This window comes from Sinorhizobium sp. CCBAU 05631 (assembly GCF_002288505.1).
In the GTDB taxonomy this organism is placed as follows: Bacteria; Pseudomonadota; Alphaproteobacteria; order Rhizobiales; family Rhizobiaceae; genus Sinorhizobium; species Sinorhizobium fredii_C.
Genome location: NZ_CP023063.1, coordinates 295,370 through 314,078 on the forward strand (window position 1 = coordinate 295,370; position 18,709 = coordinate 314,078).

An 18,709-nucleotide genomic window follows, 5' to 3' on the forward strand; every position below is an offset into this window, starting at 1 on the left:
CGCGAGACTGATGGAAGCATGCAGAACATCGGAGGAGCGCATGCACGAGAAAGAAAGACATAGGATCATCCTGTCGGCAGTGCAGGAAAAGCCGGTCGTCACCGTGCCCGAGCTCGTCGAATTGACTGGCAGCTCCGAGGCGACGATCCGCCGCGATGTGGCGGCGCTGCATGTGCAGAAACGGCTGCGCCGGGTGCGCGGCGGCGCCGAGGCGATCAACCCACCGCAATTCGTCGGCCTTGCAGGCCGGCCCTTCAGCGTCAACGAGGGCCTGCATGCGCTCGAGAAGCAGGCGATCGCCCGCGAAGCGGTGGCGCTCTGCCAGGACGGCGAGCCGATCATCATCAATGGCGGCACGACCACCTTCCAGATGGTGCATTTCCTCGCCAACCGCCGGATGCAGGTCTTTACCAATTCGTTCCCGATCGCTGAGCACCTGCTCAAGCACTCGAAAAACACGGTGATGCTTTCCGGGGGCACGATTTACCGCGAGCAGAACATCATCCTGAGCCCCTTCGACAACGACGTGACGCGCAATTTCTATGCGCGCCGCATGTTCATGGGGGCGCAGGGGCTCGGGCCGCTCGGCCTGATGGAGGCCGACCCGCTGCTGATCCAGGCCGAGCAGAAGCTGATCGACCAGGCCGACGAGCTCGTCGTACTCGCCGATTCCTCGAAATTTCACAAGCGCTCGAGCCTCATTCTCTGCGGCCTCAAGCGCATCGCCACTGTGATCACCGATTCGGGCATCGAGGACAGGCATGCCTCGATGCTCGAAAGCGCTGGCGTCAACCTTGTCATCGCCAATGCGAGGCCGAAGGTCGACGCGGAAACTGCTTCGACATCCGCCTGAGCGGGTGGTGAGGGGGAAAGGGAGGCGGCCTGACCGGGCAAGCCGGTAGCAAGACCGCCAGATGAAGTTGTCGGGTCGGATTGATGCATCCAGTCCGGATGCAGGCCCAAGGGAGGAGAAAGTGATGAAAGTTCTGAAATCATTGATGGTGACGGCCGCCGTCGCCGCGGCGCTCATGGCAAACGCCGCCCATGCGGAGAACAAGAAGATCGCCCTCGTCGTCAAGGCGCTCGGCATCGGCTTCTTCGAGGCCGCCAACAAGGGCGCCCAGGAAGCGGCCAAGGAACTCGGCGACGTCGAGATCATCTATACCGGTCCGACCTCGACGACCGCCGAGGGGCAGATCGAGGTGATCAACTCGCTGATCGCCCAGAAGGTCGATGCGATCGCGGTTTCGGCCAATGACACCGACGCGCTCGTGCCGGCGCTCAAGAAGGCGATGGACCGCGGTATCAAGGTCATTTCCTGGGATTCGGGTGTCGCCAAGGAAGGCCGGCTGATGCATCTCAACCCGTCGTCGAGCCCGCTGATCGGCAACATGATCATCAAGCTCGCCGCCGATAACCTGCCGGAGGGCGGCGACGTCGCCGTGCTCTCGGCTTCGGCAACGGCCACTAACCAGAACACCTGGATTGCCGAGATGAAGAAGGTCCAGGGCAACTACAAGGGCATCAATGTCGTGGCCACCGTCTATGGCGACGACCTAGCCGACAAGTCCTATCGCGAGACGCAAGGCCTCATCCAGTCCTATCCGAACCTGAAGGCGATCATTGCGCCGACCTCGGTCGGCATCGTCGCCGCCGCTCAGGCCGTCACCGACGCGGGCAAGATCGGCCAGATCAACGTCACGGGTCTTGGATTGCCCTCCGAAATGGCCGGTCACGTCAAGTCCGGCGCCTCGAAGTCCTTCGCCATCTGGAACCCGATCGACCTCGGCTATTCGGCAACGATGATCGCCTATGATCTCATCGGCGGGGCCGAAGCCAAGCCCGGCGCGGAACTGAAGATGGGCCGCATGGGTACCGTCAAGCTCGACGACAACAATGAAGGCGCCATGGCCGACCCGTTCGTCTATGATGCCAAGAACGTCGAGGAATTTGCGAAGATCTTCTGATCGGCGCGACCGGTATATGCCCCTCATCCGGCCTGCCGGCCACCTTCTCCCCGTTTGTCGGGGAGGAGGGACCAAGCGGCCGCGTCTCGCCCTCACCCTCACCAACGCCGGCGCAAACCGCGCACTGCGAAGGGGTCCCCTCTCCCCGTCAAAACGGGGAGAGGGCCAGGGCGAGGGGCAACTGACAATCGAAGGCGCCCCGATGGGCTGGCCGACTGACTTGGTGGACTCTCTCTTGTTGCAGGAACCAACCACATCGCGGATGAAGCCCGCCATCACGCTCGAGGGCATATCGAAGTCCTTCCCGGGCGTGCGTGCGCTCTCCGACGTCTCCCTCGCGCTTTATCCGGGTTCGGTGACGGCGCTGATCGGCGAGAACGGCGCCGGCAAATCGACGCTCGTCAAGATCCTGACCGGCATCTATCAACCCGATGCCGGCGTGATCCGGGTCGCCGATACGGAAACCACATTCCCCACCGCCCTTGCCGCGGCCAGGGCCGGGGTCACGGCGATCCATCAGGAGACGGTTCTCTTCGACGAGCTCTCCGTTGCGGAAAACATCTTCCTCGGCCACGCGCCGCGCAACCGCTTCGGCTTCATCGACTGGCAGAAGCTCAATGCCGATGCCAAGGCCCTGCTGCAGAGGGCCGGCGCGGATTTCGATCCGACGATCCGGCTGCGCGATCTCGGCATCGCCAAGAAGCACCTTGTGGCGATCGCCCGCGCGCTGTCCGTCGATGCGCAGGTCGTGATCATGGATGAGCCGACGGCGGCGCTGTCGCACAAGGAAATCCATGAGCTCTACGCGCTCATCGAGCGGCTCAAGGCCGAAGGCAAGGCGATCCTCTTCATCAGCCACAAGTTCGACGAGATCTTCCGGATCGCCGACCGCTACACGGTCTTCCGCGACGGCACGATGGTCGGCGAGGGGCTGATTGCCGACGTTCACCAGGACGATCTCGTCCGCATGATGGTCGGCCGTGCGGTCGATTCCGTCTATCCCAAGAAGGACGTCAGGATCGGCGATCCGGTGCTGACCGTCTCCGGCTACCGCCACCCGACCGAATTCGAGGACATCAATTTCGAGCTGCGGCGCGGCGAAATCCTCGGCTTCTACGGCCTGGTCGGCGCTGGCCGCTCGGAGTTCATGCAGTCGCTGATCGGCATCACCCGGCCATCGGCGGGTGCCGTCAGGCTCAATGGCGAGGTGCTGGTCATCCGCAGTCCGGCCGAGGCGATCCGCGCCGGCATCGTCTATGTGCCGGAGGAACGCGGCCGCCAGGGCGCGATCATCGGCATGCCGATCTTCCAGAACGTAACCCTGCCGTCGCTTTCCCACACCTCGCGCTCGGGCTTCCTGAAGCTCGCCAACGAGTTCGCGCTGGCGCGCGAGTATACATCCCGCCTCGATCTCCGCGCCGCTTCGCTCGATCAGGACGTCGGCACGCTCTCCGGCGGCAATCAGCAGAAGGTGGTGATCGCCAAGTGGCTGGCGACGAAGCCCAAGGTCATCATTCTCGACGAGCCGACGAAGGGCATCGACATCGGCTCGAAGGCCGCCGTCCACGCCTTCATGAGCGAGCTCGCGGCGCAAGGCTTGAGCGTCATCATGGTGTCTTCGGAAATCCCCGAGATCATGGGCATGTCCGATCGCGTCATCGTCATGCGCGAGGGCCGGATTGCCGGCCGCTTCGAACGCTCCGAACTGACTGCCGAAAAGCTGGTGCGCGCGGCAGCGGGCATTGAAGCGCAACGCAACGGGAGGGCCGGATGATCGCCAAGCTCCTCAAGAACCGCGAGATCCTGCTCGTCGGCGCGATTGCCGTGCTGCTCGCCTTGATCGCATTGCGCTTTCCGGCATTCGTCGGACCCTCCAACCTCGCTCGAGTCTACAACGACACGTCGATCCTGATCATCCTGGCGCTCGGCCAGATGGCCGTCATCCTCACCCGATGCATCGATCTGTCGATGGCGGCCAATCTGGCGCTTTGCGGCATGGTTGCCGCCATGCTGAACGCCGCCTTTCCCGGCCTGCCGATCCCGCTCATCATTCTTGCCGCCATGGCGCTCGGCGGTCTGCTCGGCATGATCAATGGCACGCTCGTCTGGAAGCTCGACATCCCGCCGATCGTCGTCACGCTCGGAACGCTGACGATCTATCGCGGCCTGATCTTCCTCTTGACCGACGGCAAGTGGATCAATGCCCACGAGATGAGCGACGCCTTCAAGGCGCTGCCGCGGCTCGATCTCGCCGGCGTGCCTGTACTGTCCTGGCTGTCGCTGCTGATGATCGCGGTCATGTTCCTGGTGATGGGCCGGACGCCGCTCGGCCGGGCCTTCTATGCGGTCGGCGGCAATCCGCACGCCGCCGTCTATACGGGCATCGATGTCGGCCGCACCCGCTTCTTCGCTTATTGCCTGTCGGGCGCGCTCGCCGGCCTTTCGGGCTATCTCTGGGTGTCGCGCTATGCGGTCGCCTATGTCGACATCGCCGCCGGCTTCGAGCTCGACATCATCGCGGCCTGCGTCATCGGTGGCATTTCGATCGCCGGCGGCATCGGCTCCGTGGCCGGCGCCGTGCTCGGGTCGCTCTTCCTCGGCGTCATCAAGAACGCGCTTCCCGTCATCAATATCTCGCCCTTCGCGCAGATGGCGATCTCCGGAACGGTCATCATCATTGCCGTTGCCGTCAACGCCCGCGCCGAGCGGCGCAAGGGCCGGGTCATTCTCAAGAAAGCGGAGGCGGTCTGATGGCTGACGCTCAACTCTCTCCCCGCAATATCCCGGATCGCCTCGAGGCAGGCGGCGCCCGCCTGATGAAGAGCTGGGAGGCGCTGCTCATCGTGGTCGCTACCCTCATCTTCCTCGGCAATTCCTTTGCCTCGCCCTATTTCTTGGACCCGTGGAATCTCTCCGACGCCACCTTCAACTTTACCGAAAAGGCGATGATCGCCTTTGCCATGGCGCTGGTGATCATCTCGGGCGAGATCGACCTCTCGGTCGCCTCGATCATCGCGCTCGCCTCGACGGCCATGGGCTATGCGGTGCAACTCGGCGTCGATACCCCGGCGCTTGTCGCGATCGGTCTTTCCGTCGGGCTTGCCTGCGGCGCCATCAACGGATTGCTGATCACCGGCCTCGGTCTGCCGTCGATCGTCGTGACGATCGGCACGATGAGTTTGTTTCGAGGCCTGTCCTTCATCATTCTCGGCGACCAGGCCTTCACCGGCTATCCGGAAAGCTTCGCCTGGTTCGGCCAGGGCTATGTCTGGTGGGTCTTCTCCTTCGAGTTCACGCTCTTCGTGCTGCTCGCCGTCGCCTATGGCGTGCTGCTCCACAAGACGAATTTCGGCCGCGCCGTCTATGCCATCGGCAACAACCAGACAGCGGCGCTCTTTTCCGGCGTGCGGGTGGCGCGGGTGAAGTTCACGCTGTTCCTGCTGACAGGCCTGATGGCTGGCCTCGCCTCGGTCTGCCTCACCTCTCGCCTCGGCTCGACGCGCCCCTCGATCGCGCTCGGCTGGGAGCTTGAGGTCGTCACCATGGTCGTGCTCGGCGGCGTCAACATTCTCGGCGGCTCGGGAACCATACCCGGCGTCGTGCTGGCGGCGCTGATCATGGGCATGGTCACCTTCGGTTTCGGCCTGTTGAACGTACCGGGCATCGTCATGTCGATCTTCATCGGCCTGCTGCTGATTTCGGTGATCGCCCTGCCGATCCTGTGGCGGCGCGCCCGCCGCCGTCTCGCGCATTGAGGTTTCTCCCATGGAAAAATACGCATTCCGCATGCGGCTCAATCCAGGCATGGCCGAGGAATACAAGGCGCGCCACGACGCGATCTGGCCCGAGCTGGTGGCCCTGCTGAAAGACGCCGGGATATCGGACTACTCGATCCATCTTGACGAGGAGACGAACCTGCTCTTCGGCGTTCTCTGGCGGACGGACAATCACCAGATGGCCGATCTGCCGTCGCACCAGGTGATGCAGAAATGGTGGGCCCATATGGCCGACATCATGGAAACCCGTGCCGACAACGAGCCGGTCGCCGTGCCGCTCAAGACCGTCTTCCATCTCAGCTGACATGAAGACCGTCGCCGTCATCGATATCGGCAAGACCAACGCCAAGGTCGCGTTGGTCGACCTCGCGCGCTTCGAGGAGATCGCCGTCCGCAAGACGCCCAACATCGTCGTGGAGGCGGGGCTCTATCCCCACTTCGACGTCGAGCATCTCTGGCGGTTCATTCTTGGGGGCCTTGCAGAGCTGCACCGTGTACATCCGGTGGATGCGATTTCAGTCACAACACATGGGGCGACAGCGGTCCTGCTGGATCAAGCGGGCGAACTCGCCCTGCCGGTCCTCGACTACGAATTTGCCGGCCCGGACGCGGTCGCCGAGGAATATGGCCGGGCGCGTCCAGCCTTTTCAGAAACCGGGTCGGCCCGCCTGCCGATGGGGCTCAATGTCGGTGCTCAGCTTTTCTGGCAGCAGCGTGCGTTTCCCGAGCAGTTCGCCAAGGTTGCGACCATCCTCACCTATGCGCAATACTGGTCCTACCGCCTGACTGGCGTTGCCACCAACGAGCTGACCTCGCTCGGCTGTCATACCGATCTCTGGAACCCTCTAACCGCGGCGTTTTCGACATTGGTCGAGGCACAGGGTTGGGCGCGGCTGTTCGCGCCTGTGCGCAAGGCGGGCGACGTGATCGGCGGATTGCTGCCTCCTCTGGCCGCGGCCGCGGGGCTGCCATCCGGCTTGCCGGTCTATTGCGGCATTCACGATTCGAACGCCTCGCTGCTGCCGCACCTCTTGACACGCCGGGCACCGTTTTCCGTCGTCTCGACCGGAACCTGGGTGGTGATGCTGGCGATCGGCGGCGAGCAGGCGGAGCTCGATGAAACCCGCGACACGCTGATCAATGTCAACGCGCTTGGCGACCCGGTGCCGTCTGCCCGCTTCATGGGCGGCCGCGCCTTCTCGATGCTCGTCGGCGACAATCCGCCGCCGGCCTCGACCGAAGCCGAAGCGCGCGTGCTTGCGGGAGGCTACATGCTGCTGCCGTCGGTTCTGGGCGGCTCCGGCCCTTTTCCCTCGGCACGGCCGCGTTGGACGGTGAACGAGGCAGACCTTGCCCCGCCCGAACGACTTGCCGCCGTCTCCTTCCATCTCGCCCTGATGACGGCGACCTGCCTCGATCTCATCGGCGCCAGGGGAGAAATCGTCGTGGAAGGGCCTTTCGCCGCGAATGCCGCCTATCTGCGGATGCTGGCCGCTGCGACCGGCCGGCCGGCGCTCGCCAACAGCCTGAGCAGCACCGGAACGAGCCTTGGTGCAGCCTGCCTCGTCGCAGGCGCCCGGATCAGGACGGGTGCCGAAGTCTTCTCGGAAGCGGTTCCGGAAGGCTATGCCGGTTACGCACGGAAATGGCAGCGCTTGACCGCTGAGCATGTGGCTGCAAGCGCATCTTCGCTCGATAGATGAAGTAGAATCCGGCGGATATTCTTGGGCTTGGTCGAAAGACCGCGCGTCAGAAAATGTTGCGGTTTGCCGCCCGTCTATGTTCGAGATTGATGACGATCGAGATCGCGGTCATTGCGAGGATTGCGATGGTGGCGGCACTAATTCCAAGAACAATCATTGCTCATTCCCGTGGACGCATCTTCATGATGTCGCCTGTACCTGTGACGGTGCAGCTTGCGCGGTTCGCGCCTATGACCTTCGCTTCGATACTGGACGACAAGTAGAGCCGCAATTCTAAACTCTTGTGATTAAAAACCTGTTGTCTCCAGCACAGTAAAACAGTGCGGAGCAGCGGCGATTAGCGTGTTGGTTGCATTTTAGCGATTCCGACTACGGGCCGGAAACCGTTAACCTTCAAGCAAGGAATTAACCATAAACATGGTCCAACACGTCGGAATAGGAAGTCTCAGCTTCTCTCAAGGCATGATGCCGCACCGCCGTACCGGTTCCGGTCCGGTATGCAATCTCACAGACGTTACTTGCGGGATGGACGATAGAGAAAGCTCAGGCGCGCCGATCTTACCGACTGGGCGTGACCGGCCATAGCCCCTCAACGGGCCACATCTTCCCTCAGGCAAGTTTCGACTACGCATCAGGCCGGGGAACAGCGTGCAGCAGGAAGCGTCAGATCAGGCAAGGAAGGGCCAGGCGGGCAGTCTGCTCGAGCGCCTGCGCTTTGCCGGGCTCGACGAGGGAGCCTGTGCGCTTCTGCGGGACCGTCGCCAGGCCCTGTCGCCGCGCATCGAGCTTGCGCTGCGCGACCTTTTTCACCGGTTGCAGACCAAACCGGACGCCGCTCGCCATTTCGACAACGATCGCCAGCTCGACCGACTGCACGATCTTCATTCCTCCCACTGGAACGTGCTGACCGATGCCCGTTTCGACGGGCTCTACGCCGAGCGCGTCAAGGTGCTCGCCGACACGGAAGCGCGCATGGGGCTCGACCCGCGCTGGCAACTCGCGAGCCATTCGGTGGTGCTGGAACATCTCATCGTCGGCGCAATCGAGGATGCCTGGCCCAAGCTTCCTTTCGGCAAGGCACGCAGGAACGAACTTTGCCGTCTCGTCGCCGCTCTCGTGCGTGCTGCCTTCGTCGACAGCGAGATCGCCGTGTCGCTGCGCTTCAACGCGCTCCGCCAGCAGCATCAGCGCCAGCTTTCCGAGCAGCGCAAGGGCGACGAGTCCGAAGTAGCGGCGCTGTTTTCGGATTTCCTGCAGGCTCTCGCCGACGGCGACCTCGGCGCCCGGCTGCCGACGGAGACACCTGATGTCTACCGGCCGATCGCCGCCGGCCTGAATGCCGCCTTGGACCAGATCCAGCAGGCTCTGCAGTCCGGAGACAAGCGTGCAGCGGCGGCCGAAGGGATGGTGGAAAGCCTTCGCAGCCGCACCAACGCGTTTTCCGGCACCGCAGGCAGCGAGGCCGAGGCCCTGACCGGCCAGGTCGCAGCGCTTGGGGCGATGACCGAACGCATGCGCTCCGGCTCGTTCAGGATCAGCGAGGCCGAGGCCAAGGCGAGCGAAACGCGCCGTGCTGCGGAGCGCAGCGGCGAGATTGCCGGTCAGGCGATCTCCGCCATGGCGGATATCGAGGCGTCCGCGGAGAAGATTGGCCAGATCATCGGCGTGATCGACGAGATTGCCTTCCAGACGAATCTGCTCGCCCTCAATGCCGGCATCGAAGCGGCACGCGCCGGCGAGAGTGGCCGCGGCTTCGCGGTCGTCGCGCAGGAAGTCCGGGCGCTGGCGCAACGCTCCGGCGAGGCGGCGCGCGAGATTAAGCAGCTCGTCAACGGCACGAAGACGCAGGTCGAAGCCGGCGTCGAGATCGTCGGTCAGACGCAGAATGCGATCAGCAGCATCGTCGAACAGGTCATCTCAATCAATGCCGCCGTCTCCGGCATCGCCCGCGAGGCGGAAGCGCAGGTCAGCGATCTGGCCGCCGCGGCGACCGAGATCGGCGGTATTTCGACGGCGATCGGCCGAAGCGCGACGGTCGCTGGTGAGGCGGCGGCTTCGACCGAGGATCTCCACGGCACCATTCTGGAGCTCGGTAAGACGATCCGCCGCTTCCGTTTCGAGCGCCAGGCGGGATTAAGGGCTCCGACCTTTGTCCAGCCGTCCGCGCTTTTGCCGCAAGTCGACGAGGACGAACGAGCGATGCCGTTCAGCGATGACGCCGCCTCGGGGCGCCAGGTCGCCGGATGGCGGCGCTAAGGTCAGGGAACAGGTCAGTCGAGGGACAGAATGGCCAGCAAGAATACCGCAAAGAAATCGCTGAAGCTCGCTCCGGTGCTGGACCTGAACGAGGCGACCGCGCTGCATGAAAGGCTGCTATCGCTCAAGGGCGCTCCGGTCGTCATCGACGCGTCCGCCGTCGAGCGGATCGGAACGCTCTGCGCACAGGTGCTGATGGCCGGAGCCAGAAGTTGGGAAGAAGACCGGATGTCCTTCACCTTTGCTAAGGTGTCGGACGCTTTCGTTAAAACGACACAGCTCATCGGCGTGGACATCGCGCCCCTGATGGCAAAGGAGATTTGAGAAAATGAAGAAGAGAGTTCTGACTGTGGACGACTCCCGGACGATCCGGAACATGCTTCTTGTTACCCTCAACAATGCCGGCTTCGAAACGATCCAGGCCGAAGATGGCGTCGAAGGGCTCGAAGTGCTGGAGACGGCCAATCCCGACGTGATCGTCACGGACATCAACATGCCCCGCCTCGACGGCTTCGGCTTCATCGAAGGCGTGCGCAGGAACGACCGCTACCGTGCCGTTCCCATCCTGGTGCTCACCACCGAAAGCGACGCCGAGAAGAAGAACCGCGCGCGGCAGGCGGGCGCCACCGGCTGGATTGTCAAGCCGTTCGACCCGACCAAGCTGATCGATGCCATCGAGCGCGTAACGGCCTGAGATCCGAGGGTAGCCTCCAATGGATATGAACGAAATCAAAGAGATCTTCTTCCAGGAATGCGAGGAGCAGCTCGCGGAACTGGAGTCGGGTCTCCTGAAGCTCAATGACGGCGACCGCGATCCCGAGACGGTCAACGCCGTCTTCCGCGCTGTCCACTCAATCAAGGGTGGCGCCGGTGCGTTCGGGCTCGATGACCTCGTCTCGTTTGCGCACGTCTTCGAGACGACGCTCGATTGCGTTCGATCCAACAGGCTTGAGCCCAACCAGGACGTCCTGAAGGTCATGCTGAAATCAGCGGACGTGCTTGCCGATCTCACCAATGCCGCCCGGGACGGCGGCAGCGTCGACGAGGCGCGCAGCCGTCAGCTGATCAAGGAGCTCGAGGCGCTCGCCAATGGTGAATTGCCGCAGGCGGCCGCTGCCGAGCCGGTGGCAAAGCCGGCGCCTGTTGCCGCACCGGCCCCGGCGCCCGCACCCGCTCCGGTGGTCAACGAGGAAGGCTTCCAGCCCGTCGCCTTCTCCTTCGACGAGTTCGAGGCGAACGAGCCTCCGGCGGTCGGGCCCTCGACCTTCGAAATCCTCTTCAGGCCGAAGTCCGAGCTCTATGCCAAGGGCAATGACGCGACGCTGCTTTTGCGCGATCTCTCGCGCCTCGGCGAGATGAGCATCCATTGCGACATGGACGAACTGCCGGCGCTCGGCAGCATGAATCCGGAGGCCGCCTATTTCGCCTGGAAGATCTCGCTGAAGACCGACAAGGGCGAAGACGCGATCCGTTCGGTTTTCGAATTCGCCGAGTGGGATTGCGAACTCGAGGTGACGCTCGCCGGCGACCCTGCCAATGCGGGCGAGGAATTGCCGATGCAGCCCGTTCCGTTCGACCTGTCGCTGCTCGATGAAGAGGCGCCGGCCACGGCAGGGGCTTCCGAGGACGAGGAGCAAGCCGTTGCCCAGCGCGAGGCTCGCGACGAGACCGTGTCTGCCGCGGCGACCGCGAGCAACGTCCTGCAGATGGCCCAGACCGCACGCGCTTCGGCCGAAAGCGCGAAGAGCGCAACGCCGGTCTCCGCGGCACAGGCGGCAGCACAGCAGGCCGCGTCGGCTGCCACCCCGACGATCCGCGTCGATCTCGACCGCGTCGACCGCCTGATCAACCTGGTCGGCGAGCTCGTCATCAACCAGGCGATGCTGTCGCAGAGCGTCATCGAGAACGACACCAACGGTACGTCGTCGATCAATATGGGGCTCGAGGAGCTGCAGCAGCTCACCCGCGAGATCCAGGACAGCGTCATGGCGATCCGCGCGCAGCCGGTAAAGCCGGTGTTCCAGCGCATGTCGCGAATCGTCCGCGAAATCGCCGACATGACCGGCAAGTCGGTACGTCTCGTCACCGAAGGCGAGAACACCGAGGTCGACAAGACGGTCATCGACAAGCTGGCCGAGCCGCTGACGCACATGATCCGCAATGCGGTCGACCACGGTCTCGAAACGCCGGAAAAGCGTGTCGCCGCCGGCAAGAACCCGGAAGGCACGGTCCGGCTGACGGCGAAGCACCGGTCCGGCCGCATCGTTATCGAGCTTGCCGATGACGGCGCCGGCATCAACCGCGAGAAGGTCCGGCAGAAGGCCATCGACAACGACCTGATCGCCGCCGATGCCAATCTATCCGACGAGGAAATCGACAACCTGATCTTCCACGCGGGCTTTTCGACCGCAGACAAGATCTCCGACATTTCCGGCCGCGGCGTCGGCATGGATGTCGTCAAGCGGTCGATCCAGGCACTCGGCGGCCGCATCAACATCTCGTCGAAGCCGGGGCAGGGTTCTGTCTTCACGATGAGCCTGCCGCTGACGCTCGCCGTCCTCGACGGCATGGTGGTGACGGTCGCCAACCAGACGCTCGTCGTGCCGCTGACGGCAATCGTCGAAACACTTCAGCCGGAGGCCTCGGCGATCCACAGCTTCGGTGCCTCCCAGCGGCTGATCTCGATCCGCAACTCCTTCTGCCCGCTGGTCGACGTCGGACGCATCCTGAACTTCCGCGCTATCCAGGCCAATCCGGTCGAAGGGGTGGCGCTGCTCGTCGAGTCCGAAGGCGGCGGCCAGCGCGCCCTGATGGTCGATGCGATCCAGGGCCAGCGGCAGGTGGTCATCAAGAGCCTCGAGGCGAACTACACCCATGTGCCGGGCATTGCGGCGGCCACCATTCTCGGCGATGGGCGCGTGGCGCTTATCCTCGATGTCGACGCGATCGTCGCCGCCTCGCGCGGACACTCCCTGAAACCTGAAATGTCTCTTGCTGCAGCCGGATAATACTATGACCTATGTCGCAAAAAATCTGACGACTAGCGGACGGGAGCTGATCGCTTTCCGCGCCGGCGGCCAGGAATTCTGCGTCAACGTAATGTCGGTCCGCGAAATTCGCGGCTGGACGCCTGCGACCGCGATGCCGCACGCGCCGAGCTACATGCTCGGCGTCATCAACCTGCGCGGCGCGGTGCTGCCGATCATCGACTTTTCCGCCCGCCTCGGCATGAAGCCGGCCGAGCCGACGGTCCGTCATGTGATCATCGTCGCCCAGGTGAAGAGCCAGGTGGTGGGGCTTCTGGTCGATGCCGTCTCCGACATCCTGACCGTCTCGGATGGCGACATCCAGCCGACCCCGGATATCGCGTCGGACTTCGAAAGGAGCTTCGCGCGTGGCGTCCTGGCAATCGAGGGGCGGATGATCTGCCTGGTCGAACTCGACCAGGTCTGCCCGCAAGAAGAAAGGGAAGCGGCATGAGGGCCCAGGCCACTTTCGAACAGAAGCTGTCGCCGGACGAATGCCTTGCGGCCGGCGAATATCCGCTGACCCGCCGCGACCTCAGCGAAATTGCCGCGATGATCTATGCGGATGCCGGCATCTACCTGAACGAATCCAAGGCGTCGCTGGTCTATTCGCGGCTGTCGAAACACATCCGCAACCTAGGCCTCAAGGGCTTCCGCGACTATTGCCAGCTCGTCGCCTCGCCGGCCGGTGCTGCGGCGCGCCGCGACATGCTCTCGCATCTGACCACCAACTTCACCCGCTTCTTTCGCGAGAACCATCATTTCGAGCATCTGAAGACCGACGTGCTGCCGGGCCTCATCGCCCGGGCGAAGAACGGCGGCCGGGTCCGCATCTGGTCGGCCGCCTGCTCGGACGGCCAGGAGCCCTATTCGATCGCGCTGACGGTGCTGTCGCTGCTGCCGAATGCCGCCGAATATGACTTCCGAATCCTCGCGACCGACATCGATCCGAAGATCCTGGCGCTCGCCCGCGCCGGCGCCTATGACGCGACGGCGCTCGAAACGGTAAGCCCCGCCATGCGCAAGCAATGGTTCAGGGAGGTCGAGGTCAACGGCCGCGGCAAGTGGCAGATCGATGACCGCGTCAAGCGGCTGATCACCTTCAACGAGCTCAATCTGATGGCGCAATGGCCGCTCAAGGGGCCCTTCGACGTGATCTTCTGCCGCAACGTGGTGATCTACTTCGACGAGCCGACGCAGATGAAGATCTGGTCGCGATTTGCGGGCGTGCTCGACACGGGCGGCCATCTCTATATCGGTCACTCGGAGCGCGTCTCGGGGGATGCCAAGACGATCTTCGACAATATCGGCGTCACCACCTATCGCCACACCGGCAAATTCCATGGAGGTCGGGCATGAACGCTCCCGCCCGTGTTCTCGTCGTCGATGACTCGCCCACCATGCGCGGGCTGATCTCGGCCGTGCTCAATGCCGATCCGGAGGTGAAGGTCGTCGGTCAGGCGGCCGACGCGCTCGAGGCTCGCCAGGCAATCAAGCAGCTGGATCCCGATGTCGTCACCCTCGACATCGAGATGCCGAACATGAACGGCCTCGAGTTCCTCGACAAGATCATGCGGCTGAGGCCCATGCCGGTCATCATGGTCTCGACGCTGACCCACAAGGGTGCCGAGGCGACGATCGCCGCGCTCGAAATCGGCGCCTTTGATTGCGTTGGCAAGCCGCATCCCGGCGATCCGAATCCGTTCGGCGGTCTGGTCGACAAGGTCAAGGCGGCGGCGCGCTCGCAGCGCAAATCGATGATCACCAGCAACCGGGCAGCATCGACGCCGGCCGTAAGCAGCGCGTCCGACTACAAGGCGGGCCGCAAGATCATCGCGATCGGCGCCTCGACCGGCGGCGTGGAGGCCCTGATTGCCGTCCTGCAAAAGTTCCCGGCAAATTGCCCGCCGACGGTGATCACGCAGCACATGCCGCACACCTTCACCAAGAGCTTTTCCGAACGGCTGAACCGGCTCTGCGCGCCGACCGTCCAGGAGGCGACCGACGGCGCCCGTCTCGAGGTCGGCAAGGTCTATCTGGCGCCCGGCGGCGACCGGCACCTTCAGGTCGCCAATGCCTCCGCGCCCTGCTGCCGGCTGGTTGACCGGGAACCCGTCAACGGGCATCGCCCGTCGGTCGACGTGCTGTTCGATTCGGTTGCCGAATTGGCGGGGCGCAATTCGATCGGTGTGATCCTGACCGGCATGGGGCGCGACGGCGCGGCCGGCCTCCTCAAGATGCGGCATGCTGGGGCGCGCACCTTCGGACAAAACGAAAAGACTTGTGTCGTCTATGGAATGCCCAGAGTGGCTTACGAATTGGGCGCTGTCGAAACGCAGCTCCCCCTCGGATCGATCGGGGAGGAGATATTGAAGACGGCAGCAGCCCGGAAGGAAGGAAGCGAATAATGTCCATCGCCGAAAAGATTAAGGTTCTGATCGTCGACGATCAGGTCACGAGCCGACTGCTCCTGGGCGACGCCCTGCAGCAACTGGGCTTCAAGCAGATTACTGCCGCCGGCGACGGCGAGCAGGGCATGAAGATCATGGCGCAAAACCCGCACCACCTGGTCATCTCGGACTTCAACATGCCGAAGATGGACGGTCTCGGCTTGCTGCAGGCGGTTCGCTCGAACCCGAACACCAAGAAGGCGGCCTTCATCATCCTGACCGCTCAGGGCGACAGGGCGCTCGTCCAGAAGGCCGCCGCGCTCGGCGCCAACAACGTTCTCGCCAAGCCGTTCACCATCGAAAAGATGAAGGCAGCGATCGAGGCGGTCTTCGGGGCACTGAAATAATGTTGGAAGCTGCCGGCAGGCGTGTGCATGTCATTCAGGGCGAGTTCAAGGTCGTCAACGATCCGGATGTCGTTCTCTCGACGATTCTCGGCTCCTGCGTGGCCGCCTGCATGCGCGACCCGGTGGCGGGCGTCGGCGGCATGAACCATTTCCTGCTGCCCGGCTCTTCGACGTCGCCGGCCTCGGCCGGTGACGCGACGCGCTACGGCGTGCATCTCATGGAATTGCTGATCAACGGCCTCCTGAAACAGGGCGCGCGCCGCGATCGGCTCGAGGCGAAGATCTTCGGCGGAGCCAGGACGATTGCGCGCTTCTCGAATGTCGGCGAGCAGAACGCCGCCTTTGCACGGCAGTTCCTGCTCGACGAGGGCATCCGCGTCGTCGGCGAGAGCACCGGCGGAGAGCATGGCCGCAAGCTGGAATATTGGCCGGTCACCGGTCGTGCCCGCCAATACGCGCTGACCGGTGTCGAAGCCCAGCGCGCCATCCATCAGGACCAGCGGCCCGCGCCTGCGCCGAAGCCGGTGGAAAGCTCGATCGAGTTCTTCTAATCGCGCCGTCGGGCGAGCTGGCGGCTCGGACGCCAAGATTTCCTTCAACGTGAGAAAAACGATGCACACCGACCACCAGAGCTATATGCCTCACGCGGAAGAATCGCTGCCGGACGTGTTGATGCGCATCGTCACCGAACTGCACGACGTCGCCTATCTCATCGAGCGGATCGAGCCGCAGCTCGCAGGCGGTCACGATGGATCCGCGGCCGATCCGGCCGACAGGATGATGGTCCTTCAGGGTATCGACCTTGCGGTCCAGAAGACCCGGGGCCTCGCCGAATTCATCGACACGATCACCGCATCGATCCCCGACACGTGCCTCGTGGACATCTCGACGGCCGTCAACCTGGTCAAGCTAGCCGACATGAAAAAGGCGCTCGGCAGCGGCCTTTTACGCCACGGCCACTCGCAGCCGCTCACCAAGGCCGCGGGCGATTTCGAGGCGTTTTGACGTTAGATGATATGGGCGCCTGAGTCGCCCCTCGACCATCATCCTTCTGCTCCGTCAAGTTCGCGCAAGTTTCGCCGCCTAGCTTCGCTTCCGGGGCTGGTAGATTCGCGCATATCGATACCTGCTTACCAGAATGTTTGATCCTCGCATGATGCCGTCGAGTGCCGGCAAGGGTGCCATGCGATACTGGGTGCGGAAACAGAATGAATCTGTTCGATCAATTCTCGACGTTCACGAAAAACCTGAGCAATCTCGGGCAGAGCAAGCTAATCGCGCTCGCGGTGGCCGGCATCGTCGCGATCGGCTTCGTCCTCGGCGCTGCGATCTACGTCAACAAGCCAGCCTATGAAACGCTCTATGTCGGCCTCGAGCGCAGCGATGTCACCCAGATCAGCATTGCGCTTGCCGAGGCGAATCTCGACTTCGAGGTCGGCGCGGATGGCGGCAGCATTCAGGTGCCGGTCGGCATGACCGGCAAGGCTCGGCTGCTTCTGGCCGAGCGCGGCCTGCCGAGCAGCGCCAATGCCGGCTACGAACTCTTCGACAATGTGGGCTCGCTCGGACTCACCTCCTTCATGCAGGAGGTGACCCGCGTTCGTGCATTGGAGGGCGAGATTGCCCGCACCATCCAGCAGATTTCCGGCATCGCGGCGGCCCGCGTCCATATCGTTATGCCGGAGCGGGGCAGCTTCCGCAAGGTCGAGCAGACGCCGACCGCATCGGTGATGATTCGTGCGAGTGCGACCGTCGGCCGGAGCGCCGCCTCGTCGATCCGCCATCTTGTCGCTTCGTCCGTCCCGGGTCTCGATGTCGACGACGTCACCATTCTCGATTCGACCGGCCAGCTCCTTGCCTCGGGCGACGACCCGGCAAACAGCGCCCTCAACCAGTCGCTCGGCGTCGTGCAGAACGTCCAGTCCGATCTCGAGAAGAAGATCGACAATTCGCTTGCGCCCTTCCTTGGCATGGACAATTTCCGCACCAGCGTCACCGCTTCGCTCAACACCGATGCCCAGCAGATCCAGGAGACCGTGTTCGACCCCGAATCGCGGGTCGAGCGCTCGACGCGGGTCATCAAGGAAGAGCAGAAATCCAGCCAGCAGCAGCCGGACAACGCCGCGACCGTCCAGCAGAACGTGCCCCAGGCGGCGCCGCGCGGCGGCGCCGGCCAGCAGTCGAGCGACGAGGCGGAGAAGAAGGAAGAGCAGACCAACTACGAGATCAACAGCAAGACGATCGCGACCGTCAAAAACAGCTATGCGATCGAGCGGCTGTCGATCGCCGTCGTGGTCAACCGCGGCCGCCTGGCAGCGATGGTCGGCGAGGGGGCCGATCAGGCGAAGATCGATGCCTATCTCCAGGACATGCAGAAGATTGTCGCGTCCGCTGCCGGTGTCGATCCGAACCGCGGAGACGTCGTCACGCTGAACGCGATGGATTTTGTCGAGACGCAATTGCTCGACCAACCGGTGGCCGGGCCGGGCGTCATGGAAATGCTGACGCGCAATCTCGGCGGCATCATCAACTCGCTGGCCTTCATCGTCGTCGCCTTCCTGGTCGTCTGGCTGGGCATGCGGCCACTCGCCCGCCAGATGGGCTTTGGCGGTCAATCCGGTCAGCTCGAAGGCGAGGGCGCCGGTCTCGAATTGCCGGATTTCTCTCCGGCTGGCGCCGGTGCCGCAAGCGGCGCCCTCATGGAGGGCTTCGGTTCGGACTTCGGCTTCGACAGCACGGACGACCTGCTCAATCTCGGCGACGACAGCAACGGCTTCAATCGCCGCGTCAAGGAGGGCCCGGAGCGCCGGCTCGCGCGCATGGTGGAGATCAGCGAGGAGCGGGCCGCAAAAATCCTCCGCAAATGGTCCCTCGACCGCGCCGCCTAAAATCCTTCGAGGAGGCCGCGGACAATCCCGCCGTACCGGCGGGATTTCGCGTTTCCCTGAGGCAGGAGTGACGTCGGGTCGCATTGCCGCGATGTGACGAGGCGGCGGAAATAGTGTTCGAGTCAATTCCCTGGCATCGGCTGGAGCGCCTAACCTGTCGCAAGAATGCGTGTCGGCGGTGCGAGTCTAGGTGAGGTGCGGATCGAAAAATTTAAAGAAAATTTTAACCATATTAGATTCGGACGGGTCGACACCGCCCCTCTATCTGTACCTGTAGACTGCCGCTTGTTTTCCCA

18 protein-coding genes are annotated in these 18,709 nt (G+C 63.5%); all 18 read left to right on the plus strand.

The window, feature by feature from the left end; translation table 11 throughout:
- Positions 1-40: 40 nt before the first annotated feature.
- The 18 genes from SS05631_RS01325 to fliF all read left to right on the plus strand — a co-directional run bounded on the left by SS05631_RS01325 (position 41) and on the right by fliF (position 18,413).
- Entirely contained in the window at positions 41-853 is an 813-nt protein-coding gene (locus SS05631_RS01325) for a DeoR/GlpR family DNA-binding transcription regulator (protein ID WP_037423830.1), read from the plus strand.
- 124 nt (positions 854-977) lie between these two features.
- Positions 978-1,967, plus strand: a complete 990-nt coding sequence (rhaS, locus tag SS05631_RS01330) for a rhamnose ABC transporter substrate-binding protein (RefSeq protein ID WP_037423833.1) — start codon at positions 978-980, stop codon at positions 1,965-1,967.
- Between the two features lie 262 nt (positions 1,968-2,229).
- Positions 2,230-3,741: a sugar ABC transporter ATP-binding protein gene (locus SS05631_RS01335; RefSeq protein WP_037423836.1), complete on the plus strand. Its 1,512-nt coding sequence runs from the start codon at positions 2,230-2,232 to the stop codon at positions 3,739-3,741.
- Complete coding sequence (locus tag SS05631_RS01340) at positions 3,738-4,718, plus strand: ABC transporter permease (RefSeq protein ID WP_037423839.1); 981 nt, start codon at positions 3,738-3,740, stop codon at positions 4,716-4,718. Before SS05631_RS01335 ends, SS05631_RS01340 begins: the two co-directional genes overlap by 4 nt.
- A complete protein-coding gene (locus SS05631_RS01345) occupies positions 4,718-5,722 on the plus strand; it encodes an ABC transporter permease (protein ID WP_037423842.1) in 1,005 nt (334 codons plus the stop codon). The genes SS05631_RS01340 and SS05631_RS01345 overlap by 1 nt, the downstream gene beginning before the upstream one ends.
- Positions 5,723-5,732: 10 nt before the next feature.
- Entirely contained in the window at positions 5,733-6,047 is a 315-nt protein-coding gene (gene rhaM, locus SS05631_RS01350; RefSeq protein ID WP_037423845.1) for an L-rhamnose mutarotase, read from the plus strand.
- Between the two features lies 1 nt (position 6,048).
- Positions 6,049-7,446 carry an FGGY-family carbohydrate kinase gene (locus tag SS05631_RS01355; RefSeq protein ID WP_037423848.1) on the plus strand — a complete coding sequence of 466 codons (1,398 nt, stop codon included), beginning with the start codon at positions 6,049-6,051 and terminating at the stop codon, positions 7,444-7,446.
- 648 nt (positions 7,447-8,094) lie between these two features.
- A complete protein-coding gene (locus SS05631_RS01360; protein WP_037423852.1) occupies positions 8,095-9,702 on the plus strand; it encodes a globin-coupled sensor protein in 1,608 nt (535 codons plus the stop codon).
- Positions 9,703-9,732: 30 nt separating this feature from the next.
- Positions 9,733-10,026 (plus strand): STAS domain-containing protein, encoded by a 294-nt coding sequence (locus SS05631_RS01365; protein ID WP_037423855.1) that lies wholly within the window; start codon positions 9,733-9,735, stop codon positions 10,024-10,026.
- Between the two features lie 4 nt (positions 10,027-10,030).
- Positions 10,031-10,396 (plus strand): response regulator, encoded by a 366-nt coding sequence (locus tag SS05631_RS01370; RefSeq protein ID WP_012706836.1) that lies wholly within the window; start codon positions 10,031-10,033, stop codon positions 10,394-10,396.
- Positions 10,397-10,415: 19 nt separating this feature from the next.
- On the plus strand, positions 10,416-12,710 hold the full coding sequence (locus SS05631_RS01375) for a chemotaxis protein CheA (RefSeq protein ID WP_037423858.1): 2,295 nt from the start codon (positions 10,416-10,418) through the stop codon (positions 12,708-12,710).
- 4 nt (positions 12,711-12,714) lie between these two features.
- Positions 12,715-13,182, plus strand: coding sequence for a chemotaxis protein CheW (locus SS05631_RS01380; protein ID WP_037423861.1), 468 nt, complete (start codon positions 12,715-12,717; stop codon positions 13,180-13,182).
- Positions 13,179-14,087 (plus strand): protein-glutamate O-methyltransferase, encoded by a 909-nt coding sequence (locus tag SS05631_RS01385; protein ID WP_037423864.1) that lies wholly within the window; start codon positions 13,179-13,181, stop codon positions 14,085-14,087. The genes SS05631_RS01380 and SS05631_RS01385 overlap by 4 nt, the downstream gene beginning before the upstream one ends.
- On the plus strand, positions 14,084-15,136 hold the full coding sequence (gene cheB / locus SS05631_RS01390) for a protein-glutamate O-methylesterase CheB (protein ID WP_037423866.1): 1,053 nt from the start codon (positions 14,084-14,086) through the stop codon (positions 15,134-15,136). The genes SS05631_RS01385 and cheB overlap by 4 nt, the downstream gene beginning before the upstream one ends.
- Positions 15,136-15,525: a response regulator gene (locus SS05631_RS01395; RefSeq protein ID WP_012706841.1), complete on the plus strand. Its 390-nt coding sequence runs from the start codon at positions 15,136-15,138 to the stop codon at positions 15,523-15,525. The genes cheB and SS05631_RS01395 overlap by 1 nt, the downstream gene beginning before the upstream one ends.
- Entirely contained in the window at positions 15,522-16,076 is a 555-nt protein-coding gene (gene cheD, locus SS05631_RS01400; protein ID WP_037423868.1) for a chemoreceptor glutamine deamidase CheD, read from the plus strand. The genes SS05631_RS01395 and cheD overlap by 4 nt, the downstream gene beginning before the upstream one ends.
- Positions 16,077-16,137: 61 nt before the next feature.
- Positions 16,138-16,530 (plus strand): hypothetical protein, encoded by a 393-nt coding sequence (locus tag SS05631_RS01405; RefSeq protein ID WP_037423870.1) that lies wholly within the window; start codon positions 16,138-16,140, stop codon positions 16,528-16,530.
- A 203-nt stretch (positions 16,531-16,733) separates the two neighbouring features.
- On the plus strand, positions 16,734-18,413 hold the full coding sequence (gene fliF / locus SS05631_RS01410; RefSeq protein WP_037423872.1) for a flagellar basal-body MS-ring/collar protein FliF: 1,680 nt from the start codon (positions 16,734-16,736) through the stop codon (positions 18,411-18,413).
- The last annotated feature ends 296 nt before the right edge of the window (positions 18,414-18,709 follow it).

What these genes read in the sequence shown, in the direction of transcription:
- SS05631_RS01325 (WP_037423830.1), top strand. Translation starts at nt 41, where the DNA reads ATGCACGAGAAAGAAAGACATAGGATCATCCTGTCGGCAGTGCAGGAA.
- rhaS (WP_037423833.1), top strand. Translation starts at nt 978, where the DNA reads ATGAAAGTTCTGAAATCATTGATGGTGACGGCCGCCGTCGCCGCGGCG.
- SS05631_RS01335 (WP_037423836.1), top strand. Translation starts at nt 2,230, where the DNA reads ATGAAGCCCGCCATCACGCTCGAGGGCATATCGAAGTCCTTCCCGGGC.
- SS05631_RS01340 (WP_037423839.1), top strand. Translation starts at nt 3,738, where the DNA reads ATGATCGCCAAGCTCCTCAAGAACCGCGAGATCCTGCTCGTCGGCGCG.
- SS05631_RS01345 (WP_037423842.1), top strand. Translation starts at nt 4,718, where the DNA reads ATGGCTGACGCTCAACTCTCTCCCCGCAATATCCCGGATCGCCTCGAG.
- rhaM (WP_037423845.1), top strand. Translation starts at nt 5,733, where the DNA reads ATGGAAAAATACGCATTCCGCATGCGGCTCAATCCAGGCATGGCCGAG.
- SS05631_RS01355 (WP_037423848.1), top strand. Translation starts at nt 6,049, where the DNA reads ATGAAGACCGTCGCCGTCATCGATATCGGCAAGACCAACGCCAAGGTC.
- SS05631_RS01365 (WP_037423855.1), top strand. Translation starts at nt 9,733, where the DNA reads ATGGCCAGCAAGAATACCGCAAAGAAATCGCTGAAGCTCGCTCCGGTG.
- SS05631_RS01370 (WP_012706836.1), top strand. Translation starts at nt 10,031, where the DNA reads ATGAAGAAGAGAGTTCTGACTGTGGACGACTCCCGGACGATCCGGAAC.
- SS05631_RS01375 (WP_037423858.1), top strand. Translation starts at nt 10,416, where the DNA reads ATGGATATGAACGAAATCAAAGAGATCTTCTTCCAGGAATGCGAGGAG.
- SS05631_RS01380 (WP_037423861.1), top strand. Translation starts at nt 12,715, where the DNA reads ATGACCTATGTCGCAAAAAATCTGACGACTAGCGGACGGGAGCTGATC.
- SS05631_RS01385 (WP_037423864.1), top strand. Translation starts at nt 13,179, where the DNA reads ATGAGGGCCCAGGCCACTTTCGAACAGAAGCTGTCGCCGGACGAATGC.
- cheB (WP_037423866.1), top strand. Translation starts at nt 14,084, where the DNA reads ATGAACGCTCCCGCCCGTGTTCTCGTCGTCGATGACTCGCCCACCATG.
- SS05631_RS01395 (WP_012706841.1), top strand. Translation starts at nt 15,136, where the DNA reads ATGTCCATCGCCGAAAAGATTAAGGTTCTGATCGTCGACGATCAGGTC.
- SS05631_RS01405 (WP_037423870.1), top strand. Translation starts at nt 16,138, where the DNA reads ATGCACACCGACCACCAGAGCTATATGCCTCACGCGGAAGAATCGCTG.
- fliF (WP_037423872.1), top strand. Translation starts at nt 16,734, where the DNA reads ATGAATCTGTTCGATCAATTCTCGACGTTCACGAAAAACCTGAGCAAT.